The organism is Streptosporangium vulgare (assembly GCF_042428775.1).
GTDB classification, from domain to species: Bacteria; Actinomycetota; Actinomycetes; order Streptosporangiales; family Streptosporangiaceae; genus Streptosporangium; species Streptosporangium vulgare.
The window spans coordinates 1-20372 of the sequence record NZ_JBHMBS010000036.1 but is presented as its reverse complement, the minus strand read 5'-3'; the positions used below and the strand labels follow the sequence as shown (position 1 = coordinate 20372).

Genomic DNA, 20372 nt, shown 5'->3' with positions numbered 1-20372 from the left:
AAAGGTCAAGATATATCGCGTTTTTCTCAGTCGTCCTCGTCGTCCAGCCGGGCCAGCCAGGTGGCCAGCCGTTCCACCGGCGTCTCGAAGTCGGGGTTGAGGTCGACGAACTCGCGCAGCCGCTCGGCGAGCCACACGACGGTGACCTCCTCCTCGCCCCGGCGCGCGACGAGCTCCTCGATGCCCCGGTCGGTGAAGTACATCACTTTCTCCTTTGGTGACGCTGGTGGCGCCGATGACGCTGTGGTCGTCCTCGCGGTCTCGTGACGAGGCTCGCGACGAACGACGCTCTCGATGACGAACGACGCTCTCGATAACGGGGAAGTCCCCCGCAGAGGCTCCTGCGGGGGACTTCCGTGGTGACGCCTGCGGCGAACCGGCCGGGGCCGGTGGTCGCCTAGCCGAAGATCTCGCCCAGCATCTGCTGCAGCTCCACCTCGTGGGTGGAGTGCGAGCCGGTCGCCGGGGAGGAGTTGGCCTTGCGGGAGACCCGCTTGATCGAACGCCCGCCGAAGACCCCGGGGTTCTCGGCCATCTTGAGCGCGAGGAACGGCCACGGGCCCATGTTGAGCGGCTCGTCCTGCGCCCACACCAGCTCGATGTCGGCGGCGTAGCGGCTCAGCTCGATCTCCAGCGGGTCGCCGGGGAAGGGGTAGAGACGCTCCAGGCGGACGATCGCCACGTCGTCGCGCCCCTGCTTGTCGCGGGCCGCCGCCAGGTCGTAGTAGAGCTTGCCGGAGACCAGCACGACCTTGCGGACGCCGGCCGGGGGAGCCGTGGTGTCGCCCAGCACCGGCTGGAACGACCCCGAGGTGAAGTCGCTCACCGCCGAGATCGCCGCCTTGTGCCGCAGCAGCGACTTGGGCGTGAACACCACCAGCGGGCGGTGCCGGTTAGACAGCGTCTGCCAGCGCAGCAGGTGGAAGTAGTTGGCCGGGACCGTGGGCTGCGCCACGGTCATGTTGTCCTGGGCGCACATCTGCAGGAAGCGCTCGACGCGGGCCGAGGAGTGGTCGGGCCCCTGTCCCTCGTAGCCGTGCGGCAGCAGCAGGGTGACGCCGGAGCGCTGGCCCCACTTCTGCTCGCCCGAGGTGAGGTACTCGTCGATGATCGACTGGGCGCCGTTGACGAAGTCGCCGAACTGCGCCTCCCAGGCGACCAGCGCCTCGGGCCGCTCCACGCTGTAGCCGTACTCGAAGCCGAGCGCGGCGTACTCGCTCAGCAGGGAGTCGTAGACGTAGAACTTCGTGGTGCCCTGGTTGAACGTCTTGAGCGGGGTGTGCTCCTCGCCCGTGACCCGGTCGACCAGCACGGCGTGCCGCTGGGTGAACGTGCCGCGCCGCGAGTCCTGGCCGACGAGGCGGACCGGGTGGCCGTCGATCAGCAGCGACCCGAAGGCGAGGGTCTCGCCCATGCCCCAGTCGATGCGGTCCTCGGCGACCATCTGCCCGCGGCGCTGCAGCACCGGCAGCAGGCGCGGGTGGACGGTGAAGCCCTCGGGCATGTTGAGCTGGGTCTCCACGATCCGCTTGACGGTCTCCTCGGAGACGGCCGTCTTGACGTCCTCGTGCGACCAGGGGACGGTCTCCATGTCGACCGGGCGGGCGAACTCGCCCGTCGGGTCCTTGGCCGCCGCGCGGGTCTCGGCGAAGGCGTTCTCCAGCTTGGCCTGGTAGTCGCGGAGCGCGCCCTCGGCCTCCTCCACCGTGATGTCGCCCCGGCCGATCAGCGCCTCGGTGTAGAGCTTGCGGGTGGAGCGCTTGGCGTCGATCAGGTCGTACATCAGCGGCTGGGTGAAGCCCGGGTTGTCGGACTCGTTGTGCCCCCGGCGCCGGTAGCAGATGAGGTCGATCACCACGTCCTTGCGGAACGCCTGGCGGTACTCGAACGCGAGCCTGCCGACCCGGACCACGGCCTCGGGGTCGTCGCCGTTGACGTGGAAGATCGGGGCCTGGATCATCCGGGCCACGTCGGTGGCGTACACGCTGGAGCGCGAGCTGGCCGGGCTGGTGGTGAAGCCGACCTGGTTGTTGACCACGATGTGCACGGTGCCGCCGGTGCGGTAGCCCCGCAGCTGCGACAGGTTGAGCGTCTCGGCCACCACGCCCTGGCCCGCGAAGGCCGCGTCGCCGTGGACGAGCACCGGCAGGACGGTGAAGCCCTCCTCGCCGCGCTCCAGGAGGTCCTGCTTGGCGCGGACCACGCCCTCCAGGACCGGGTCGACCGTCTCCAGGTGGGAGGGGTTGGCCACGACCGAGGTCTTGAGCTTGGAGCCGTCGGGCGAGACGAAGTCGCCGCTGGCGCCCAGGTGGTACTTCACGTCGCCGGAGCCGTGGGCGCTGCGCGGGTCGATGTTGCCCTCGAACTCGCCGAAGATCTGCCCGTACGACTTGCCGACGATGTTGGCCAGCACGTTGAGGCGCCCGCGGTGGGCCATGCCGACCACGGCCTCGTCGAGCCGCTCCTCGGCCGCGGAGCTCAGCACCGAGTCGAGCAGCGGGATCAGCGACTCGCCGCCCTCCAGCGAGAAGCGCTTCTGCCCGACGAACTTCGTCTGCAGGAACGTCTCGAACGCCTCGGCGGTGTTCAGCCGCTCCAGGACGCGCAGCTGCTCCTCGCGGTCGGGCTTGGCGTGCGGCCGCTCGATGCGGGCCTGGATCCAGGCCCGCTCCTCGGGGTTCTGCATGTGCATGTACTCGACGCCGATGGTGCGGCAGTAGGAGTCACGCAGCACGCCGAGGATGTCGCGCAGCTTCATCAGGGGCCGGCCGCCGAAGCCGCCGGTGGCGAACTCGCGCTCCAGGTCCCACAGGGTGAGGCCGTGCGACTTGATGTCGAGGTCGGGGTGCTTGCGCTGCTTGTACTCCAGCGGGTCGGTGTCGGCCATGAGGTGGCCGCGGACCCGGAAGGCGTGGATCAGCTCGATGACCCGGGCCGACTTCGCCACGTCGTCGTCATGGGTGGTCGAGATGTCCTGGACCCAGCGGATCGGCTCGTACGGGATCCGGAGGGCCTCGAAGATCTCGTCGTAGAAGCCGTCCTCGCCGAGCAGCAGCCGGTGGACCTGCCGCAGGAAGTCACCCGACTGGGCGCCCTGGATGATGCGGTGGTCGTACGTGCTGGTGATCGTCATGACCTTGCTCACCGCGAGGCGGGAGAGCGTGTCGGGGGAGGCCCCCTGGTACTCGGCGGGGTACTCCATCGCGCCGACGCCGATGATCGTGCCCTGTCCCGGCATCAGGCGCGGCACCGAGTGCACGGTGCCGATGGTGCCCGGGTTGGTCAGGGAGATCGTCGTGCCGCTGAAGTCGTCGACTCCCAGCTTGCCCGCCCTGGCCTTGCGCACGACCTCTTCGTACGCGACCCAGAACTGGCGGAAGTCCATCCCCTCGGTCGCCTTGATCGACGGGACCAGGAGCTGGCGGGTGCCGTCGCTCTTGGCGACGTCGATGGCCAGGCCCAGGTTGACGTGCTCGGGCTTGACCAGCACCGGCTTGCCGTCGACCTCGGCGTAGGAGTGGTTCATCTCCGGCAGGACCTTGAGGGCCTTGATCACCGCGTAGCCGATGAGGTGCGTGAACGACACCTTGCCGCCGCGACCGCGCGACAGGTGGTTGTTGATCACGATTCGGTTGTCGATGAGCAGCTTCGCCGGGACCGCGCGCACGCTGGTCGCCGTCGGCACGACGAGGCTGGCCTCCATGTTGGCCGCTGTCCTGGCGGCGGCGCCGCGTAGTCGGACTTCCTCGGCACCGGCGGCGGCGGGCAACTGCGTCTCCTGCTTGGGTTGGGCCGCCGGGGCGGGCTTGGCCGCCTCCGGCGCTGGGGTCGTCGCCGCGGGGGCCGGGGTGGCCTGAGCCGCAGCCGGGGGGGCCGAGGGCGCAGCGGGTGTCGGTGGAGCGGGCGCGGCGGCAGCCGCCCCCTGGGGCGCGGCGGCACGGCCGGACCCCGAATCAGGGCTGTAGTCGGCAAAGAAGTTCCACCAGGCCCGGTCGACCGACTCGGGGTCCTGGAGGTACTTCTGGTACAGCTCGTCGACAAGCCATTCGTTCTGACCAAAGGCTGCCAGCGGGTTTGTCCGCGACGACTCAGACGACACGGCGGAAATCGCCCTCTTCCGCAGATCGGCGTTGATGATAGAGAACCTGTCCAAGGCTACTCGCCTCGGCTCGGACCTGCGCCAGTCTGACCGCAGCTTCCTTGCCGATCCTCTCAGCATGGGTTAAAACGGTCAGCCACCGGGTAACTGTTTACCCACTCAGGCGCTGGTCAGCCCGATCCGGCGGGCGTGATCAGCCCGGCCAGACCAGCCGGGATTCCACCCGTATCCCCGGGGTGACATCTTCGAGCAGCCCGGTCAGCTCGTCCCCGGCCGCGCGCAGTTCCTCCGCGGACAGGGGGGCGAGACGCTCCAGCAGGAACAGCGCGTCCGTCGTCTCCTCGGTGATCCGGGTGCGGACGCACTGCCGCCAGTTCCAGCGGCGGCAGGTGACACCCCTGTCGTCGCGCCAGACGACCTCGCCGGCCTCCGGGTGGTCGATCGCGGGCTCGCCCTTCTCGACGATCTCGAACGGCTCGTCGCCGCTCGCGCGCACCAGCCTGGCCGTCCCCTCGTAGCGGGCCAGGTCCTCGCCGCCGATCGGCAGGCCGTGCCTGATGCTGATCGCGTTGTAGGCGTCGACCACCTGGTTGATCTCCGGCGGCGGCATCCGCCTGACCAGCGCGTCCACCGACGGCCTGGTCCGCTGCGGCTTCGCCCCGAAGCCCCGGTAGGCCTCCCGCCACGCCTCGACCCTCGGGTCGTCGACGGTCACGGCCTTCTCCGCGGCCTCGGCCAGCCAGGCCCGCGACCTGTCGTCGGTGGGCCCGTTGCGCAGCCCGTACACCCCCATCACCAGCACCCCGAAGTCCGGCCTGAGCGCGCTGACGGCGGGATCCACCCGAATATCCTCGATCACGACCCCAGTTTAGGGCGCCCGCGACCGTCCACCTCGGGATTCTTCTTTCAAATAGAGCGTGATATTTGAAAGAAAGGCTACCCTGAAGGGTGTGGGAGTACGTGATGAGCAAGCTCGACTGGTCGTGGAAGATCTCGCCGATCTCCTGTCCCTGGCCCGATGCCGCGCGTCGGATCGTGCCCTGCAGGCGACGATCCGGCGGATGTCGCTCCGGCACGACCAGGGGCCACGTCCGTCGGCGGTGAAACTGGCGTGCGCGGCCGAGTTGCTGGGGGTGAGCGTGCCCACCGTTCGCTCGTGGATGGCGCACGGCGTCCTGCGGGCCGTGCCCGGTGAGAAGGTGACCAGAATCTCCGCCACCTCGCTGGCCGAGGTCCTGACCGTCGTCCGTGAGACAGAGCAGGGCGAGCCCGGACGGCGCAGGTTGGCACGAGTCATCGACGCGCTGAGGGATCGCGACCTGCTCGAAAGGGCTCAGGACGCCGCGCAGATGGCTGGTGACCTCGTCGAGTACGACGAGGATGATCTCAAGAAGCTGCTCGATCCGTGAGCAAGAGGAAACGCCGGGGCGAGCCCCCCCGCGGAGCTCCCACGCTTCGGCGTCCTGGTCGCCAAGAGCGTCGACGCCGTCGTTCGCGACGCCGGAACCCCACGGCGGGTGCGGGAGGCGTTCGTCCGGGTACACGGGGAGGTGGCGCGGCGGGGCTGCGCCGCGGCGCACTACCGCCTGTCCGGTCCGGGGAACTGGCCGCGATTCTGCGTGATCAGGCTTTCCGACGGCTGGCGGCTGGTCATCTCCTTCCCGGAAGTGGACACCGTCCTGTTCCTGCTCCTGGAGAAGCATGACAACCGCACGGATCCTTACGCGTTTCTGGAGGAGGCGTTCGATCTGCCCGGACGCGTGGGTCATCGAGCCGAGACCGCTCACGCGAAGCCGTCCTGCTGTGGTGACGACGGCGGACCGCCGCTGATCGAGGACCAGGGCCTGATGGCCGCGATCGAGCAGATCGTGCGCCGGAGACTCTGAGGAAGTGCGGAGCGGCCACCTCCGGAGGCGGCCGCTCCGCGACGGTCACCTGCAGAGGGTGCCGTTGAGGAGGAAGCGTTCCGGTTTGGGGTTGGGGCCGGGGGCCTCGGCGCCGATGAAGCCGAAGGTGATCGAGCGGCCGGGCCTGATGGTCTTGTTCCAGTCGAGGTTCTTGGCCGTCACGGTCGCCCCCTCCTGGGTGAGGTCGGTGCTCCAGTGCCGCCGTACGGCCTGGCCGCCCAGGAAGGACCAGCTGAGGCTCCAGCCGTCGATCGCCTCGGTCCCGGTGTTGGTGACGGTGACCTGGGTGTTGAACCCGTCGGGCCACTGGCCGTGGTTGGTGTAGGTGACCTCGCACGGTCCGGTGGCGGTGGGGGTGGCGAGATAGGAGGCGATCCAGGCGAGCGGGGAGTTCCAGTTGATCGTCAGCTCGTTGGTGGCCCACGACTCGATGTCGTCGATGTAGCAGAACTGGGGCTTGCAGCCTCGCAGCTTGGCCTGGGCCACCGGGTCCTGGATCGCGGAGTTCGGCCCCCCGGCCAGGGTGCCGCGCGGCGGGTTGGGCAGGGAGGGGTCGAGCTGGTGGGCGTACCAGCGGCTGTGCTGGTTCTTCGAGGCGACCTCGCCGTAGCCGGTCACGTACGACTGGTTGAGGGCGTTGCGCCCGAAGAGGTAGTCGAGCCCCTCCAGCACCCCGTCGCGATACTTCGCCTCGCCGCTCAGGTCGTGGGCGACGGCCATCACGACCATGTTGTTGAGCACCAGGTTGTTGGAACCCCAGTCGTAGTCCGGCGGGTTGTACGGGACGCCGTACGGGTGGGCCTTCTGGATGGCGAGATACCTGTCCGCGCCCTCCAGGACCGAGCGGCGCACCCGGGCCCGGTCGGGGAGCGCGCTGGGCACGGAGGCCAGTTGCAGGCGGCCGAGCTGGGCGGTGTTGCCCCAGTCGAAGCCGCGCTCGCGCCAGATGTCGACGGTGTGGTGCGGCGAGGCGAGCACGTAGTCCTTGAACTCCTTCTCGCCGGTGGCGAGATAGAGCTCGGCGGCGGCCCAGTAGAACTCGTCGGCCACGTGGTCGTCGTTGTAGGCGCCGCCGCCCACCCCGTCCGCCGGGTCCGCGTACCGCGCGGGGTTCGCCTTCGCCGCCGCCCACGCCTTCCTGGCCGCCGCGAGGTTGCGCGCGGCGAACGCGGCGTCGTACGGGGCGAAGAGGCGGGCCGCCTGGGCCGCGGTGGCGGCCAGGTTGAGGGTGGCGGCGGTGGAGACCGGGTGCAGCTCGCGTGGCTGGGGGTCCAGGTGGGGCAGCAGGGGCAGGCCGGTCCACGCGGCGTCGTGGATCTTGTGGTGGACCATTCCCTCGTACGGCTTGCCGTCGGGGACCTGCATGCTGAGCAGGAACTCCTGCTCCCAGCGGGCCTCGTCGAGGATGTCGGGCACCCCGTTGCCGCTCTCGGGGATGTCGAGGTCGCCGTCCTTGTGGACGCCGTCGGCCTTGGCGCGCTCGAAGGCGGACATCAGCTGGTGGACGGAGATGCCGCCGTTGACGACGTACTTGCCGTGGTCGCCCGCGTCGTACCAGCCGCCCTTGACGTTCAGCGTGTAGTCGCAGACGCCCGGCTGGCAGGGCACCGCGACGTCACCCCGGTTGGGGGCGACCCCGACGTGCCCGGCGGGCCTTCCGTAGCCGGGGCGCAGGTCGTCGAGGATCGGGATGCCGCTGCGCTGGGTGTAGTAGAACTTCAGCGCGTCGGTCCTGAGGTCGTCGTAGACGTCCGCGCCGATGTCGAAGGGGCGGCTGGTCTCGCCGTCGGCCTCCAGCGTGTAGCCGGTGCCGGGCGCGGTGACCGTGCCGAAGTCGATCGAGTGCGTGTTCTGGCCGGAGCTCCCGTCGACGCCGCGCGGGACGGTGTCGCCCTCGGCGACGACCTCCCCGCCCTCCCCGCCGCGCCTGAGCTTCCAGCCGACCGGCTCCGTCTTCTCGGTGACGAGGGTGGCGTTCTTCGGTCCCGAGGGCAGGTAGCCGACCATGTTCACCCGGACGCGGGGCCCGGTGTCCGGCTTGTAGACGTCGGGCTCGGCTCCGCCCTTGAGGGAGACGTTGTCCACGCAGAACCTCCACGGGGTGGCGCTGCCCCCGAGCTGGAACGCCACCTGCGCGCCCGGCAGGTCCACGGGCGAGGTGAAGGTGTAGCGGTAGTCGTTACCGGACACGCTCAGCTCGGGATTGGCCGACAAATACTGCGTATAGGGGTCCACCGGGAGCTGGACGAGGGCCTTGGCCACCCGGCCCGGCGTCGCGATCCCGAAGAAGGAGAACTCGTAGGTCTCGTCCTTGACCAGGGGGATGTCGTTCTGGCCGATGATGACGTCCCAGGGGTTGACGGTGCCGCCGGGGACGTCGGCGCACAGGCGGCCGCTCTCGACCTCCAGCGCGGTGTTGCCGGTGCTCCACCACGGGGCGGTGCCGCTGTCGAAGGTGCCGTTGACGATCTGTTCGGGACCGTCGGCGGCGGCGGGCAGGGGGGTCAGGGTCACCAGGGCGGCGGCCGTGGCGAGGGCGAGCCAGGCAGGTGGTCTGATCACGAAGGGTCCTTTGGGCGGGGGAGGTGCCAGGTTGCGGGAGCTTGGGTCCGAGGATCCCGGTCGGGGGAATCCAAGTGGGAGCGCTCCCACAACCTGGGTGCCCGATGTTTCCAGCGCGTTTCGCCCACCGTCAACCGGCCCCCGTGCCGGGATGCTCGCTCACCGGGCGAATGACCGATTTGTCCGATGAAACTTTCACGCCCCCGGGGCCGCCGCGGAGGGTGGTCCCGGGAACGCCCGGGGGAGCGGCGCCGGGCCTCTCAGGGGGCGGTCCAGTCGATCTCCGGTCCACGGGGCACGATCCCGCTCGGGTTGACGTTCGTCTGCGTCACGAAGTAGTGCCGCTTGATCTGGTCGAAGTCGGTCGTGTCACGGAACGCGGGGACGGCGTACAGGCGGCGGGCGTAGGCCCACAGGGCCGGATAGTCGGTGAGCCGCCGCACCGCGCACTTGAAGTGCGAGTTGTAGACGGCGTCGAACCTGGCGAGCGTCGGGTAGAGCCGCACGTCGCTCTCGGTGAGCGCGTCGCCGTGCAGGTGGCGGCGGGTGGACAGCCGCTCCTCCAGCAGGTCGAGCGTGGCGAACACCTCGGTGACCGCCTCGTCGTACGCCTCCTGCGAGCGGGCGAACCCGGCCCGGTAGACGCCGTTGTTGAGGCCCTGGAAGATTACCTCGTTGAGCGCGTCGATCTCCTCGCGCAGTTCCTCCGGGTAGAGGTCCGGGGCGCCCTCGGCGTGCCACGGCGCGAAGGCCGTCTCCAGGGTGAGGGTGATCTGCGGGTAGTCGTTGGTGACCAGGCGCCTGGCGGCGACGTCCCAGACGCAGGGCACCGTGTAGCGGCCCTCGTAGCCGGGGTCGGTCGCCAGATAGAGCTCGGAGAGGTACTCCACCCCGGTCACCGGGTCGCCCCCGGGGATCCGCCAGCCCTTCTCGTCCCTGATCGGGTCGACGATCGTCACCCCGACCACCTCCCGCAGGCCCAGCAACTCGCGGACGATGAGCGAGCGGTGCGCCCACGGGCAGGCGTAGGAGGCGTAGATCTGGTAGCGGCCGGGCTCCGGGGGGTGCTCGCCGCCCGCCTCGATCCGCGTCGTGAACCGGTTCGGCTGCCTCTCGAAGCGACCGCCGCCGGAGATCTCCTTTTCCAGTTTCATCCCTCGACGGTACGGGACCTCCGGCCGTGGGGGCACCCGCTCCTCAGGTATTTCATGTAAACCCAGTAGGAAATATTGACTTACCGCGAAGTGGTGCGTAGTTTCTCCGGTATGGGCATCTATCTGACTCGGTGCGCGCACGTCGATCTCTGCCGCGTGTTCAGCGCACAGTGTCCGTGATCACGAATCCATCCGCCGTCCCCACCCACACCGCACAGGACGCATCTCGTGATCATGATCAGACATGTCCGCAATCCCCTCCTCGCCGATCCCGTCATCCCCGCTCTCCCTCTCCCGGGAGGTCTCCGGTGAGGCTCCGGATCCAGGGGGTCGGCAAGGAGTTCGCCGGCCGTGACACCCACCGTTCCTTCGCCGCCCTCGACGACGTCAACCTCGACGTACGGGAGGGAGAGCTGCTCACGCTGGTCGGGCCGAGCGGCTGCGGCAAGTCCACCCTCCTCGACCTGATCGCCGGCCTGGCCGCGCCGACCACCGGCCGGATCCTGCTGGACGGCGTCCCCCTCGACGGCCCCGGCCTCGACCGGGGGATCGTCCTGCAGCAGTACGCGCTGTTCCCCTGGCGCACGGCGCTGTCCAACATCGAGTTCGCGCTGGAGGGCAGGGCCGCCACGAAGCGCGAGCGCGCCGAGCTGGCCAGGGGGTACCTGGACCTGGTGGGGCTGGGCGAGTTCGGGGACCGTTACCCCCACGAGCTCTCCCTCGGCATGCCCCAGCGCGTGGCCATCGCCAGGAGCCTGGCCGCGGATCCGGCCGTGCTGCTGCTCGACGAGCCGTTCGCCGCGCTGGACGCCGGGACCCGGGAGTCGCTCCAGGTGGAGCTGGCGCGCGTCTGGGAGAAGACCGGCACGACCGTCCTGTTCGCCACCCGGAGCGTCGACGAGGCCGTCTACCTCGGCCGGAGGGTCGCGGTCATGACCTCCCGGCCCGGAAGGATCGGGCGGCCCGTCGAGGTGGATCTCGGTCCTCGCGAAGGCGACCTGAGGGGCGGTTCCCGCTTCGGGGAGTACCGCCACGAGGTGTGGAGGCTTCTCCGTTCCGACGTCGACCAGAAAGCACCGGTGGCCTCATGAGCGTCGTGACCGTGGTGGGAAACCCGCGACCGGGATCGCGCACCCACGGGGTGGCCGTCCGGGCGGCGGAGGCCGTCGCCCGGCGGATCGGGGACGGGGAGGCTCCCGAGGTCGTCGACCTGGCGGCTCTCGCCCCGCTGCTGTTCACCCCGGAGACGGCGCCGGAGGTGAGGGCCGCGGTGGAACTGGTGGCCGGAGCCGACGTGCTGGTGGTGGCGAGCCCGACCTACAAGGCCACCTACACCGGCCTGCTCAAGGTCTTCCTCGACCGGTTGCCGGGCGGCGCGCTCGCCTCGGCCGTCGCGCTCCCGCTCCTGGTGATGGGGGACGCCAGGCACTCGCTGGCCGTGGAGGTCCATCTCCGCCCGTTGCTGGTGGAGCTGGGGGCGACCGTGCCCACTCCGGGCCTCGCGCTGCTGGAGTCGCGGATTCCCGATCTCGACGCCGTTCTCGGTCCCTGGGCCGACCGGGTCGGCCCGCAGGTGATCGCGGCACTCGGGAAAAGGGCTCCCTGATGGGAGCGGGAAGAGATAGTGACCCCCACGGGTTTTGAGTAGTGTCCTTTGTTCCTTAAAGGGGAAAAAGTGACCAAGTGGATCATCTCTACAGTAACCCACACAGTCCTAAGCGAGGCGGCATGACCGAGACACTGTCCGGCAGAGCGGTCGACGCAGAGCGTTTCCGGCAGGCACTGGCCGTCCACGCGGCCGGGGTCGTCGTCGTCACCGCGCAGGTCGAGGGCGTCCCGGTCGGCCTCACGGCCACCTCGTTCTCGTCCGTCAGCCTCACGCCCCCGCTGGTCTCCTTCTACGTGGACCAGTCCTCGACCACCTGGCCCTGGCTCCGGCGGGCCGATCACTTCGCGGTGAACGTGCTGGCCAGCGACCAGGCGGAGGTGGCCTCGCGCTTCGCCAGGAAGGGCGTCGACCGTTTCGCCGCCCCCACCTCCTGGACCCCCGGGCACCTGGGCGTCCCGCTGCTGGACGGCGTCTCGGCCCACCTGGTCTGCGCTCCCCACTCCACCGTCGACATCGGTGACCACGTCCTGGTCGTCGGGCTCGTGATCGAGACCAGCCTCGAACCGGGCGGGCGCCCGCTGCTCTATCACCAGGGCCGCTTCGGGCGCTTCACCCCTCACACCTGATGCCCCTCGATGCCTCTCGCCCCCTCTTGACCTGCGGATCCTTCGGGACCCTCCGGCCGATCCCGTGAGGAACGCCCGTGCGGGTGTTCCTCACGGGCGGCGCGGTACGGGGAGGGGAACGGGGGCCGGGGCCGACGGGGAACGGGACCGGTGCGGGGCGGGGGCACCCGGGACGAGGGCGTCGCGGGAGGGGGAGCGCGGCGCGGAGGCCCTGGGGCCCAGGAGCCCCGGGGGCGTCGCGGGCGATCGGCGCACCCGGCGTGTCGACGCACCCGAAAAGGTTTATCGGCGCGCTCGCGAACGTCCACGAATCCGTTTGTTGAATAAAATGCTAAATGCCGCGATTTCTCGCCGATGGCGTCGCGTGCGCCAGTTGTCGTAAGTCAGGCTTCTACCGGTCGTACCCGGGCTCACTGTGCGGCTCGTCAGGTCGTACCCGGGCTCACTGTGCGGCTCGTCAGGTCCGCCCGTGGGGCGGAGCCGGGGGGATGTCCACTCGCCGGACACCTCGGAGGGGGGCCGAGGAGGATCCTCAGGCGAGGCGGACGGTACCCCGGCCGGTGGCCAGGGGGAGCTCCAGCGCGGTGCGGATGCCCGGCGGGGCGGCGCAGAGGGCGGCGACGGAGTTCACGGCGTGGGCGGCGGCAGCGGCCAGGCCGTGCGAGATCTCGTCCACGGTGAGCATCAGCTGGGGCACGCCCTCGATGTGGACGCTGAAGCCGGGATCGGCCCAGCGCTCCACCCGGGTGGAGTCCGCCTTGTAGACGCACTCCACGGTCATGAAGGGACGGCCGCGGACCAGCCCGCTGAACATCCAGCGGGACGCGCACACGGTGCCCGCCCTGACCACTCCCGCGGTGATCTCGAACTCCTCGGACGCGAGCTCGAACTCGTCGCTCTCCTCGACCTCGTCGAGGGCCACCCCGAGGTTGTCGGCCACGAACTGGACGCTCTCGGCGAACAGCGAACGCTGGAAGGCGCGGAAGGGGCGTACGGCCGCGACGTAGTCCTTGGCCGAACGGGTGAAGCCGAACAGGTCCACCACGATCTGCCGGGACGGGTGACCCCGGAAGTCGGACGACTCCCGGACGTAGATGTGGTCGACGCGGCTGGACAGCCCGGTCAGAGTGAGCGGCAGGATGTCGCTCATGAAACCGGGATTGACGCCGGTGCCGTGCAGGGACGTCCCTCCCGCCCGGCAGGCGGCCTCCAGGCGCTCCACCACTCCGGGGCCGTAGCACTTGGGATACACGAACCCGGTGGTGGTGATGACGTTCTTGCCGGCGGCGAGCAGTGCGCAGATGGTCTCCACGTCGCTCGGATGCTCCCCGCCGAAGTAGGACGCCGGCAGCGGCATGTGCAGCACGCAGTCGGCCTTCGTGGCGAGAATCTCCTCGACGTCGTCGGTGCAGGTGACACCGGCCTCGGGGAGCCCCACGAGGGTCCCCGCGTCCTGTCCCACCTTGTCCGGGTCGTAGACCAGGACCCCGGCCAGTTCGAACTCCGGCCGGGTGATCACGTTGCGCAGGGAGTATCTGCCGACGGCGCCCGTGGCCCATTGGACCACGCGCAGGGGCGGCGATAAGGACATATAGGGCCTCCAGCCCAAAATATTGGGCGGGGCCATACTGAGAAGAAGTGAGGGGTGTCGTCGTTGACCCTCGCCCGTGTGGGGCAAAAACTTTAGCAGAAATTAACACGCGTGCTTACTATGCGCAATGATCCAACGCGTTTTTGGTTACCATCCCGCGCCTTGTCTCCACGCTTATCTCGGCGCTCGTCTCCGGGCTTATCTCCGCGCCTTGTCTCCGTGGTTGCGTGAAGGCCCCGTCGGCGGCTCGCGGCGCGCCGGACGGGCGTCGGGCGGGGCGTCGCCCCGAAGGTTTCGGGGGTGGTGTCCCGGGCGCCTTCACGGCGCCCCGTGGCATCGCGCCGGGGGATGCCCATGGCATCACGAGGGCCGGGCGAGCTATTGTTCAGACGACTAGAATTATATTCTCGTGGGAGGGTTGCGGATGTCAGAGCTGCGGTTTGACGGCAGGGTCGCGGTCATCACCGGCGCCGGGCACGGACTCGGCCGCTCGCACGCGCTGTCGCTCGCCGAGCGCGGCGCCAAGGTGGTGGTCAACGACCTGGGCGGGGCACTGGACGGCACCGGCGCCTCCGCGGGCCCGGCCGCCGAGGTGGTCGAGCTGATCAGGAAGAACGGCGGGGAGGCGACCGCCAGCACCGACAACGTCGCGACCCCCGAGGGGGCCCAGGCGATCGTACGGACCGCGATCGACGCCTACGGACGGCTGGACATCGTCGTCAACAACGCGGGCATCCTGCGGGACAAGTCCTTCGGCAAGATCAGCGTCGAGGAGTTCGACCAGGTCCTCGCCGTCCACGTCCGCGGGTCGTTCCTGGTCAGCCGGGCGGCGTTCCCCTACCTCAAGGAGCAGGGGTACGGCCGGATCGTCAACACCTCCTCGCCCGCCGGGCTGTTCGGCAACTTCGGCCAGGCCAACTACTCCACCGCGAAGATGGGCCTGGTGGGCCTCACCAAGACGCTCGGCATCGAGGGCGCCAGGGCCGGGATCAAGGCCAACGCGATCGCGCCGATCGCCTGGACCCGGATGACCGAGGAGATCCTGCCCGCCGAGTTCGAGGCCAGGTTCACCCCGGAGCGGGTCAGCGCCCTGGTGACCTTCCTGGCGCACGAGGCCTGCGAGACCAGCGGCGAGGTCTTCAGCGTCGGCGGCGGCCGGATCGCCCGGGTGTTCGTGGCCGAGGGGCCCGGCTGGCGGCAGGACGACCACACCGTCGAGGACATCCGGGACAACTGGGAGGCGATCCTCGCCGAGCAGCCGTACCTGACCCCGACCACCCTCGGCCAGCAGGCGACCGCCTCGATGAAGGCGATGCTCTGACGGGCACGCGCTGACCGCGCCGGCCGGTCGGACGTTCACGGGCGCTCTCGTCTCGAGGGCGCCCTTTTCGGTGCCCCGTCTGAAAGTTTCCTGGCGCTCCCCGATAGTTTCCGGCCGTTCTGGAACGGTCCGGAGAGAGCCGTGAAGTTATGCGAATCAGATGAAATGCCCGGTAGGAGGTCGAATCGGTTCGTACGGAGGGGGTTCGCTTTCGCGGGCGGGTGGCGGGAGGTTCTGCCTGCCCCGAGCAATCTTTTGCTTGACGGTCGACAGAACTCGTCCTTACCATCCTGAAATAGGGAGGAAATAAGCCAGAAAACAGCAGATTTCGCGATTTCCTGCCATCCTCTCCCGGCATCACGACCGGTCTGCCCGCCTAGGCCGCCCGGTGAGTTTCGCATGTCCTTCTCATCCCCCAGGAGATTTCCATGCGTCTCCCCCCAGGAGATTCCATGCGCCGCCCGTTCACCGCCTTAATGGTCCCGGTCCTGCTCCTGTTATCCGTGTTCTCCGGCCTCTCGATGGCCTCGGCGAGCGCGGGATCAGCGAAGGCGGCCGCCGCCTTCCGGGTACTGCTGTTCACCGAGACGGCCGACTACGTGCACGGCTCGATCGCGTCCGGTGTCACGATGGTCCAGCAACTCGCCGCCGCCAACGACTTCGAGGTCGTCCAGTCCGCGAACTCGAGCGTGTTCAGCGACGCGAACCTGGCGGGCTTCAACGCGATCATCATGCTGCAGAACTCCGGCATGGTCTGGGACAACGACGCCCAGCGTCAGGCCATGCAGAGGTACGTCAACAACGGCGGCGGGATCGTGGCGATCCACAACACCACCGACATGAACATCGAGACCCAGTTCCCCTGGTGGGACCAGCTCGTCCTGGGCGGCGCGCACATGACCGCGCACTCCAGCATCGTGCAGGGCACCGCCAAGGTCCTGGACAAGAAGCACCCCTCCACCGTGGGCCTGCCCGACCGCTGGACGCGTACCGAGGAGTGGTACAACTTCAGCAAGAACATGCGGGGTGACGTCCACGTCCTGGTCGCCGCCGACGAGAGCACCTACGACGCCGGCGGCAGCAAGATGGGCGCCGACCACCCGATCTCCTGGTGCCGCAACGCCGAGGGCGGGCGTGTGTGGGCGACCGCGATGGGCCACGAGAACGGCGCCTACAGCGAGACCTACTTCCGCCAGCACGTGCTCGGCGGCGTCAAGTGGGCGGCCGGCAACGCCGCGGGCGACTGCGGCGGCACCGTGTGGAACCGGTACCAGAAGGTGACGCTCGACGGCGCGCCCGACCAGCCGATGGGCCTGGACATCGCCCCCAACGGCGACGTCTACTACATCGCCCGATCCGGCAAGCTCATGCTGGTCCGCAAGAGCAACGGCCAGATCGTGACCACCGGCACGCTGAGCGTCTACACCGGCGGCGAGGACGGGCTGATCGGCATCGCCCTGGACCCGGGTTTCGCGACCAACCGCTGGGTCTACCTCAACTACTCGCCGACCGGTTCCTCGGCGATCAACCAGGTCTCCCGGTTCACCCTGAACGGCGACACCCTCGACCTGTCCAGTGAGAAGAAGCTTCTCGCCATCCCGGCCACCAGGGTCGACGAGCCGGGGCACACCGGCGGGTACCTCACCTTCGGGCCCGGCGGGAACCTCTACATCGGCGTCGGCGACGACATCAACCCCTTCTCCTCCGACGGGTACGCGCCGATCGACGAGCGTTCCGGCCGCTCCAACTTCGACGCGCAGAAGACCAGCGCCAACACCAACGACCTGCGCGGCAAGATCCTGCGGATCCACCCGGAGAGCAACGGCACCTACACGATCCCCTCGGGCAACATGTTCGCGCCGGGCACCGCGCAGACCCGCCCGGAGATCTACGCGATGGGCTTCCGCAACCCGTTCAGGTTCTCGGTGGACTCCGAGACCGGCTGGATCTCGATGGCCGACTACGGCCCCGACGCGGGATCGGCCAACGCCAACCGCGGGCCCGAGGGCACCGTCGAGTGGAACCTGATCAAGTCGCCCGGCTTCTACGGCTGGCCGTACTGCGTCGGCAACAACATCCCGTTCAACGACTACAACTTCGCCACCTCCACCTCGGGGGCGAAGTTCAACTGCTCGGCGCCGGTGAACAACTCGCCCAACAACACGGGCCTGACGAACCTGCCCGCGGTCAAGCCCGCCACCGTCTGGTACAACTACCACCTCGTGCCCGAGTGGCCGGAGATGGGCACCGGCGGCGGCGCGGCCCCGATGGGCGGGCCGTTCTACCACTACGACGCGGCCAACCCCTCGGAGACGAAGTTCCCCGCGTACTTCGACGACACCCCGTTCTTCTACGAGTGGAGCCGCAACTACCTGATGGAGATGCGGCTGGACGGCAGCGGCAACATCCTGAAGACCAACCGCTTCCTGTCCAACCTCGGGTTCAGGTCGCCGCTGGACATGAAGTTCGGCCCCGACGGCGCGATGTACCTGATCGAGTGGGGGGTCGGCTACGGCGGCACCAACCCCGACGACGGCGTCTACCGCATCGACTACATCAACGGCGGCTCGCGCTCCCCGGTCGCGAAGGCGAGCGGGGCGCCCACCTCGGGCCAGGCCCCGCTCACCGTCCAGTTCTCCTCGGCCGGCTCCGCCGACCCCGACGGCGACGCGTTCACCTACGCGTGGGACTTCACCAGCAACGGCTCGACCGACTCCACCGCGGCGAACCCCTCGTTCACCTACACCGCCAACGGCAACTACACCGCCAGGCTCACGATCACCGACCCGTCGGGCAAGAGCGGCTCGGCGACGGTGCCCATCACGGTCGGCAACACCGCGCCGGTCGTGAGGTTCGGCTCGCCGCCCGACGGCACGACCATCAACTTCGGCGACTCGGTCCCGTACACGGTGACCGTCACCGACGCCGAGGACGGCACGATCGACTGTTCCAAGGTCACGGTGATCACGGCGCTCGGCCACGACACCCACAGCCATGACACGGGCCAGTTCACCGGCTGCTCGGGGACCGTGGTGACCACGAACTCCGGACACGACGCCGACGCCAACACCTTCTACGTCCTCACCGCGACCTACACCGACGCGGGCGGCCTGTCCAACACCGCGAACCTGATCCTGCAGCCCAGGCAGAAGCAGGCCGAGTACTTCACCGGCTCCTCCGGGATCCGGGTCGTCGAGCAGGCCGGCGCGCAGGCCGGCAAGCGTGTCGGGGACATCTCCAGCGGCGACTGGATCTCCTTCTCGCCGATGAGCGTCCAGGGGATCACGTCGGTGTCCTACCGGCTGTCCTCGCCGTCGGGCGGCGGCACCATCGAGCTGCGCGCCGACTCGCCCACCGGGCAGCTGCTGTCCACCACGACCGTGCCGAGCACCGGAGGCTGGGACACCTACCAGCAGACGGCCGCCACGTCCCTGTCGTCGCTGTCCGGCAGCCACCCGCTGTACCTGGTGTTCAAGCCCTCCGCGGCGAACCAGTTCGATCTCGACTCCTTCACCCTGAACACGACAGGAGGCTCGACCGGGCCGGTGGCCGGAGGCGTCTACACGATGGTCGCCGCGCACAGTTCCAAGGCGGCCGACGTCGAGGGCCAGTCCACCGCCGACGGCGCCAAGGTGGTCCAGTGGACGGCCGGCACCGGCACGAACCAGCAGTGGAGGTTCGGCGCCGCGGCCAACGGCGCCTTCACCCTCACCGGGGTTCAGAGCAGCAAGTGCCTGGACGTGAACGGCGCCTCCACCGCGTCGGGAGCGCTGATCATCCAGTGGACCTGTCACAGCGCCGCGAACCAGCAGTGGAGGTTCACGGCCGGGTCCAACGGCACCTACAGGATCGCCTCGGCGGCCAGCGGCCTCTGCCTTGAGGTGCCCGGCGCCTCGACGGCCAACGGCACGCAGCTCACCCAGGCCACCTGCGGGAGCGGCACGAACCAGCAGTGGCGGCTCACCCGGGTGAGCTGACCGGAGCGGGTCAAGTTCGCCGACTTTTGCCGATCGCGGCAAAAGTCGGCGAACTGTTAGGTAAAAGTGATTCACAAACCTGTCTAAAGAGGGTTAGCTTCTGCACACCTGCTCGGAACAGGGAGGGTGTTGTGAAGCGGACCGTCGCGCGGCCGGAGAACGCGCACCAGGCTGCGCTGCTCCGGCTGCTGCGTGAGAGAGCGCGGTCGCGCGCCGAGCTCGGCGACGTGACCGCGCTTTCGCGTTCCCGGCTCAACCTGGAGCTCGACCGGCTCATCGAGCTGCGCCTGGCAGAGCAGGCGGGGCTCGCGGCCTCGCGCGGCGGGCGCAGGTCCGGTCTGGTACGGCTCTGCGGAGACCTCCGCTTCGCCGGGATCGACATCGGCGCCACCTCCATCGACGTGGTCGTCACCGACGGCGAGCTGGAGATCCTCGGCCAGCTGAGCCAGCGGTGCGACGTGCGCGACGGCCCGGTGGTCGTGCTCGACCAGGCGATGGAGATGATCGCCAAGCTGGGCGAGCAGGGCCTGTTCACCGAGCTGCACGGCGCGGGGATCGGCGTTCCGGGGCCGGTGAGCTTCCGCGAGGGGGTACCGGTCGCGCCCCCGATAATGCCCGGCTGGGACCGCTATCCCGTCAGGGAGGCGGTCGGCCAGGCCCTTGGCTGCCCGGCCGTGGTCGACAACGACGTCAACATCATGGCCCTCGGCGAGCTCCACTCGGGGCTCGCCAGGCAGGTGGACGACTTCCTGCTCGTCAAGATCGGCACCGGCATCGGCTGCGGCATCGTGGTGGACGGCAAGATCTACCGGGGTGTCTCCGGCAGCGCCGGAGACATCGGCCACATCCGCGTCGACGACCAGGGCCCCGTCTGCGCCTGCGGCAACGTCGGCTGCCTGGAGGCCTACTTCGGTGGGACCGCCCTCGCCAGGGAGGCCACGGCCATCGCCGGGCGCTCGCCCTACCTGGGCCGGCGGCTCGACCAGACGGGCACCCTCACCGCCGAGGACGTCTCCACGGCCGCCGAGATGGGTGACCCCGAGGCGGTGCGGCTCATCCGCGACGGCGGCCGCAGGGTCGGCACGGTGCTGGCCGGTCTCGTCAGCTTCTTCAACCCCGGCCTCGTGATCGTCGCGGGAGGGGTGGCCCAGCTGGGCCACGTCCTCCTGGCGGAGATCAGAAGCGTCGTCTACCGCCGGTCGCTGCCCCTGGCGACCGGCAATCTGCCCATCGTGCTCTCGGAGCTCGGACCCGACGCCGGAGTGGTCGGCGCGGCCAGGCTCGGCAGCGACCACGTCCTCTCGGCCCCATGATGAACCAGCGAGGCCCCATGTCAGAAGCCACTCCCCTGCTCCTCATGCGCGGGATCGTCAAGCAGTTCCCCGGAGTACGCGCCCTCGACGGCGTCGACCTGGAAGTGCTGCCCGGAGAGGTGCACTGCCTGCTCGGCCAGAACGGCGCCGGGAAGTCCACTTTGATCAAGACCCTGGCGGGCGCTCACCAGCCCGACGAGGGGACGATCACGT

15 protein-coding genes are annotated in these 20372 nt (G+C 69.3%); 9 read left to right on the top strand and 6 right to left on the bottom strand.

Annotated elements, in window-relative coordinates:
* Nucleotides 1-26 precede the first annotated feature (26 nt).
* The 3 genes from ACFFRH_RS39555 to ACFFRH_RS39545 form a co-directional block, all read right to left on the bottom strand.
* Complete coding sequence (locus tag ACFFRH_RS39555) at nt 27-203, bottom strand: DUF6104 family protein (protein WP_329094229.1); 177 nt, start codon at nt 201-203, stop codon at nt 27-29.
* A 194-nt stretch (nt 204-397) separates the two neighbouring features.
* Nucleotides 398-4099: a multifunctional oxoglutarate decarboxylase/oxoglutarate dehydrogenase thiamine pyrophosphate-binding subunit/dihydrolipoyllysine-residue succinyltransferase subunit gene (locus tag ACFFRH_RS39550; protein ID WP_386162727.1), complete on the bottom strand. Its 3702-nt coding sequence runs from the start codon at nt 4097-4099 to the stop codon at nt 398-400.
* Nucleotides 4100-4292: 193 nt separating this feature from the next.
* Nucleotides 4293-4958, bottom strand: coding sequence for a B3/B4 domain-containing protein (locus ACFFRH_RS39545; protein ID WP_386162724.1), 666 nt, complete (start codon nt 4956-4958; stop codon nt 4293-4295).
* Between the two features lie 91 nt (nt 4959-5049).
* On the opposite strand from ACFFRH_RS39545, the gene ACFFRH_RS39540 reads away from it, so the two are divergent.
* Together ACFFRH_RS39540 and ACFFRH_RS39535 are read left to right on the top strand one after the other, a co-directional pair.
* Nucleotides 5050-5508 (top strand): helix-turn-helix domain-containing protein, encoded by a 459-nt coding sequence (locus ACFFRH_RS39540; RefSeq protein ID WP_344743740.1) that lies wholly within the window; start codon nt 5050-5052, stop codon nt 5506-5508.
* A gap of 141 nt (nt 5509-5649) precedes the next feature.
* Nucleotides 5650-5985, top strand: a complete 336-nt coding sequence (locus ACFFRH_RS39535; RefSeq protein ID WP_386162721.1) for a hypothetical protein — start codon at nt 5650-5652, stop codon at nt 5983-5985.
* A 45-nt stretch (nt 5986-6030) separates the two neighbouring features.
* On the opposite strand, the gene ACFFRH_RS39530 is transcribed toward ACFFRH_RS39535, so the two are convergent.
* Nucleotides 6031-8568, bottom strand: coding sequence for a glycoside hydrolase family 9 protein (locus tag ACFFRH_RS39530; protein WP_344743737.1), 2538 nt, complete (start codon nt 8566-8568; stop codon nt 6031-6033).
* Nucleotides 8569-8828: 260 nt separating this feature from the next.
* Nucleotides 8829-9722, bottom strand: a complete 894-nt coding sequence (locus tag ACFFRH_RS39525) for a glutathione S-transferase family protein (RefSeq protein ID WP_344743735.1) — start codon at nt 9720-9722, stop codon at nt 8829-8831.
* A 308-nt stretch (nt 9723-10030) separates the two neighbouring features.
* Between ACFFRH_RS39525 and ACFFRH_RS39520 the strand changes: the two genes are divergently transcribed.
* From ACFFRH_RS39520 to ACFFRH_RS39510, 3 genes are all read left to right on the top strand, one after another.
* Nucleotides 10031-10813: an ABC transporter ATP-binding protein gene (locus tag ACFFRH_RS39520; RefSeq protein WP_386162717.1), complete on the top strand. Its 783-nt coding sequence runs from the start codon at nt 10031-10033 to the stop codon at nt 10811-10813.
* The gene (locus ACFFRH_RS39515) at nt 10810-11328 is read left to right on the top strand and encodes an NADPH-dependent FMN reductase (protein WP_344743758.1); all 519 of its coding nucleotides are present in this window, start codon (nt 10810-10812) and stop codon (nt 11326-11328) included. Before ACFFRH_RS39520 ends, ACFFRH_RS39515 begins: the two co-directional genes overlap by 4 nt.
* Before the next feature lie 122 nt (nt 11329-11450).
* Nucleotides 11451-11957, top strand: a complete 507-nt coding sequence (locus tag ACFFRH_RS39510; protein WP_344743733.1) for a flavin reductase family protein — start codon at nt 11451-11453, stop codon at nt 11955-11957.
* A gap of 532 nt (nt 11958-12489) precedes the next feature.
* Here ACFFRH_RS39510 and ACFFRH_RS39505 read toward each other — a convergent pair.
* A complete protein-coding gene (locus tag ACFFRH_RS39505; RefSeq protein WP_344743731.1) occupies nt 12490-13548 on the bottom strand; it encodes an NAD(P)H-dependent amine dehydrogenase family protein in 1059 nt (352 codons plus the stop codon).
* 424 nt (nt 13549-13972) lie between these two features.
* Here ACFFRH_RS39505 and ACFFRH_RS39500 point away from each other — a divergent pair, with 424 nt between their 5' ends.
* The 4 genes from ACFFRH_RS39500 to ACFFRH_RS39485 form a co-directional block, all read left to right on the top strand.
* Nucleotides 13973-14869, top strand: coding sequence for an SDR family oxidoreductase (locus ACFFRH_RS39500; RefSeq protein ID WP_344743730.1), 897 nt, complete (start codon nt 13973-13975; stop codon nt 14867-14869).
* 503 nt (nt 14870-15372) lie between these two features.
* The gene (locus tag ACFFRH_RS39495; RefSeq protein WP_386162712.1) at nt 15373-18846 is read left to right on the top strand and encodes a ThuA domain-containing protein; all 3474 of its coding nucleotides are present in this window, start codon (nt 15373-15375) and stop codon (nt 18844-18846) included.
* 131 nt (nt 18847-18977) lie between these two features.
* The gene (locus ACFFRH_RS39490) at nt 18978-20159 is read left to right on the top strand and encodes an ROK family protein (protein WP_344743727.1); all 1182 of its coding nucleotides are present in this window, start codon (nt 18978-18980) and stop codon (nt 20157-20159) included.
* Nucleotides 20160-20176: 17 nt separating this feature from the next.
* Nucleotides 20177-20372, top strand: a 196-nt coding sequence (locus ACFFRH_RS39485; protein ID WP_386162708.1) for an ATP-binding cassette domain-containing protein, incomplete at its 3' end; no start/stop codon positions are given.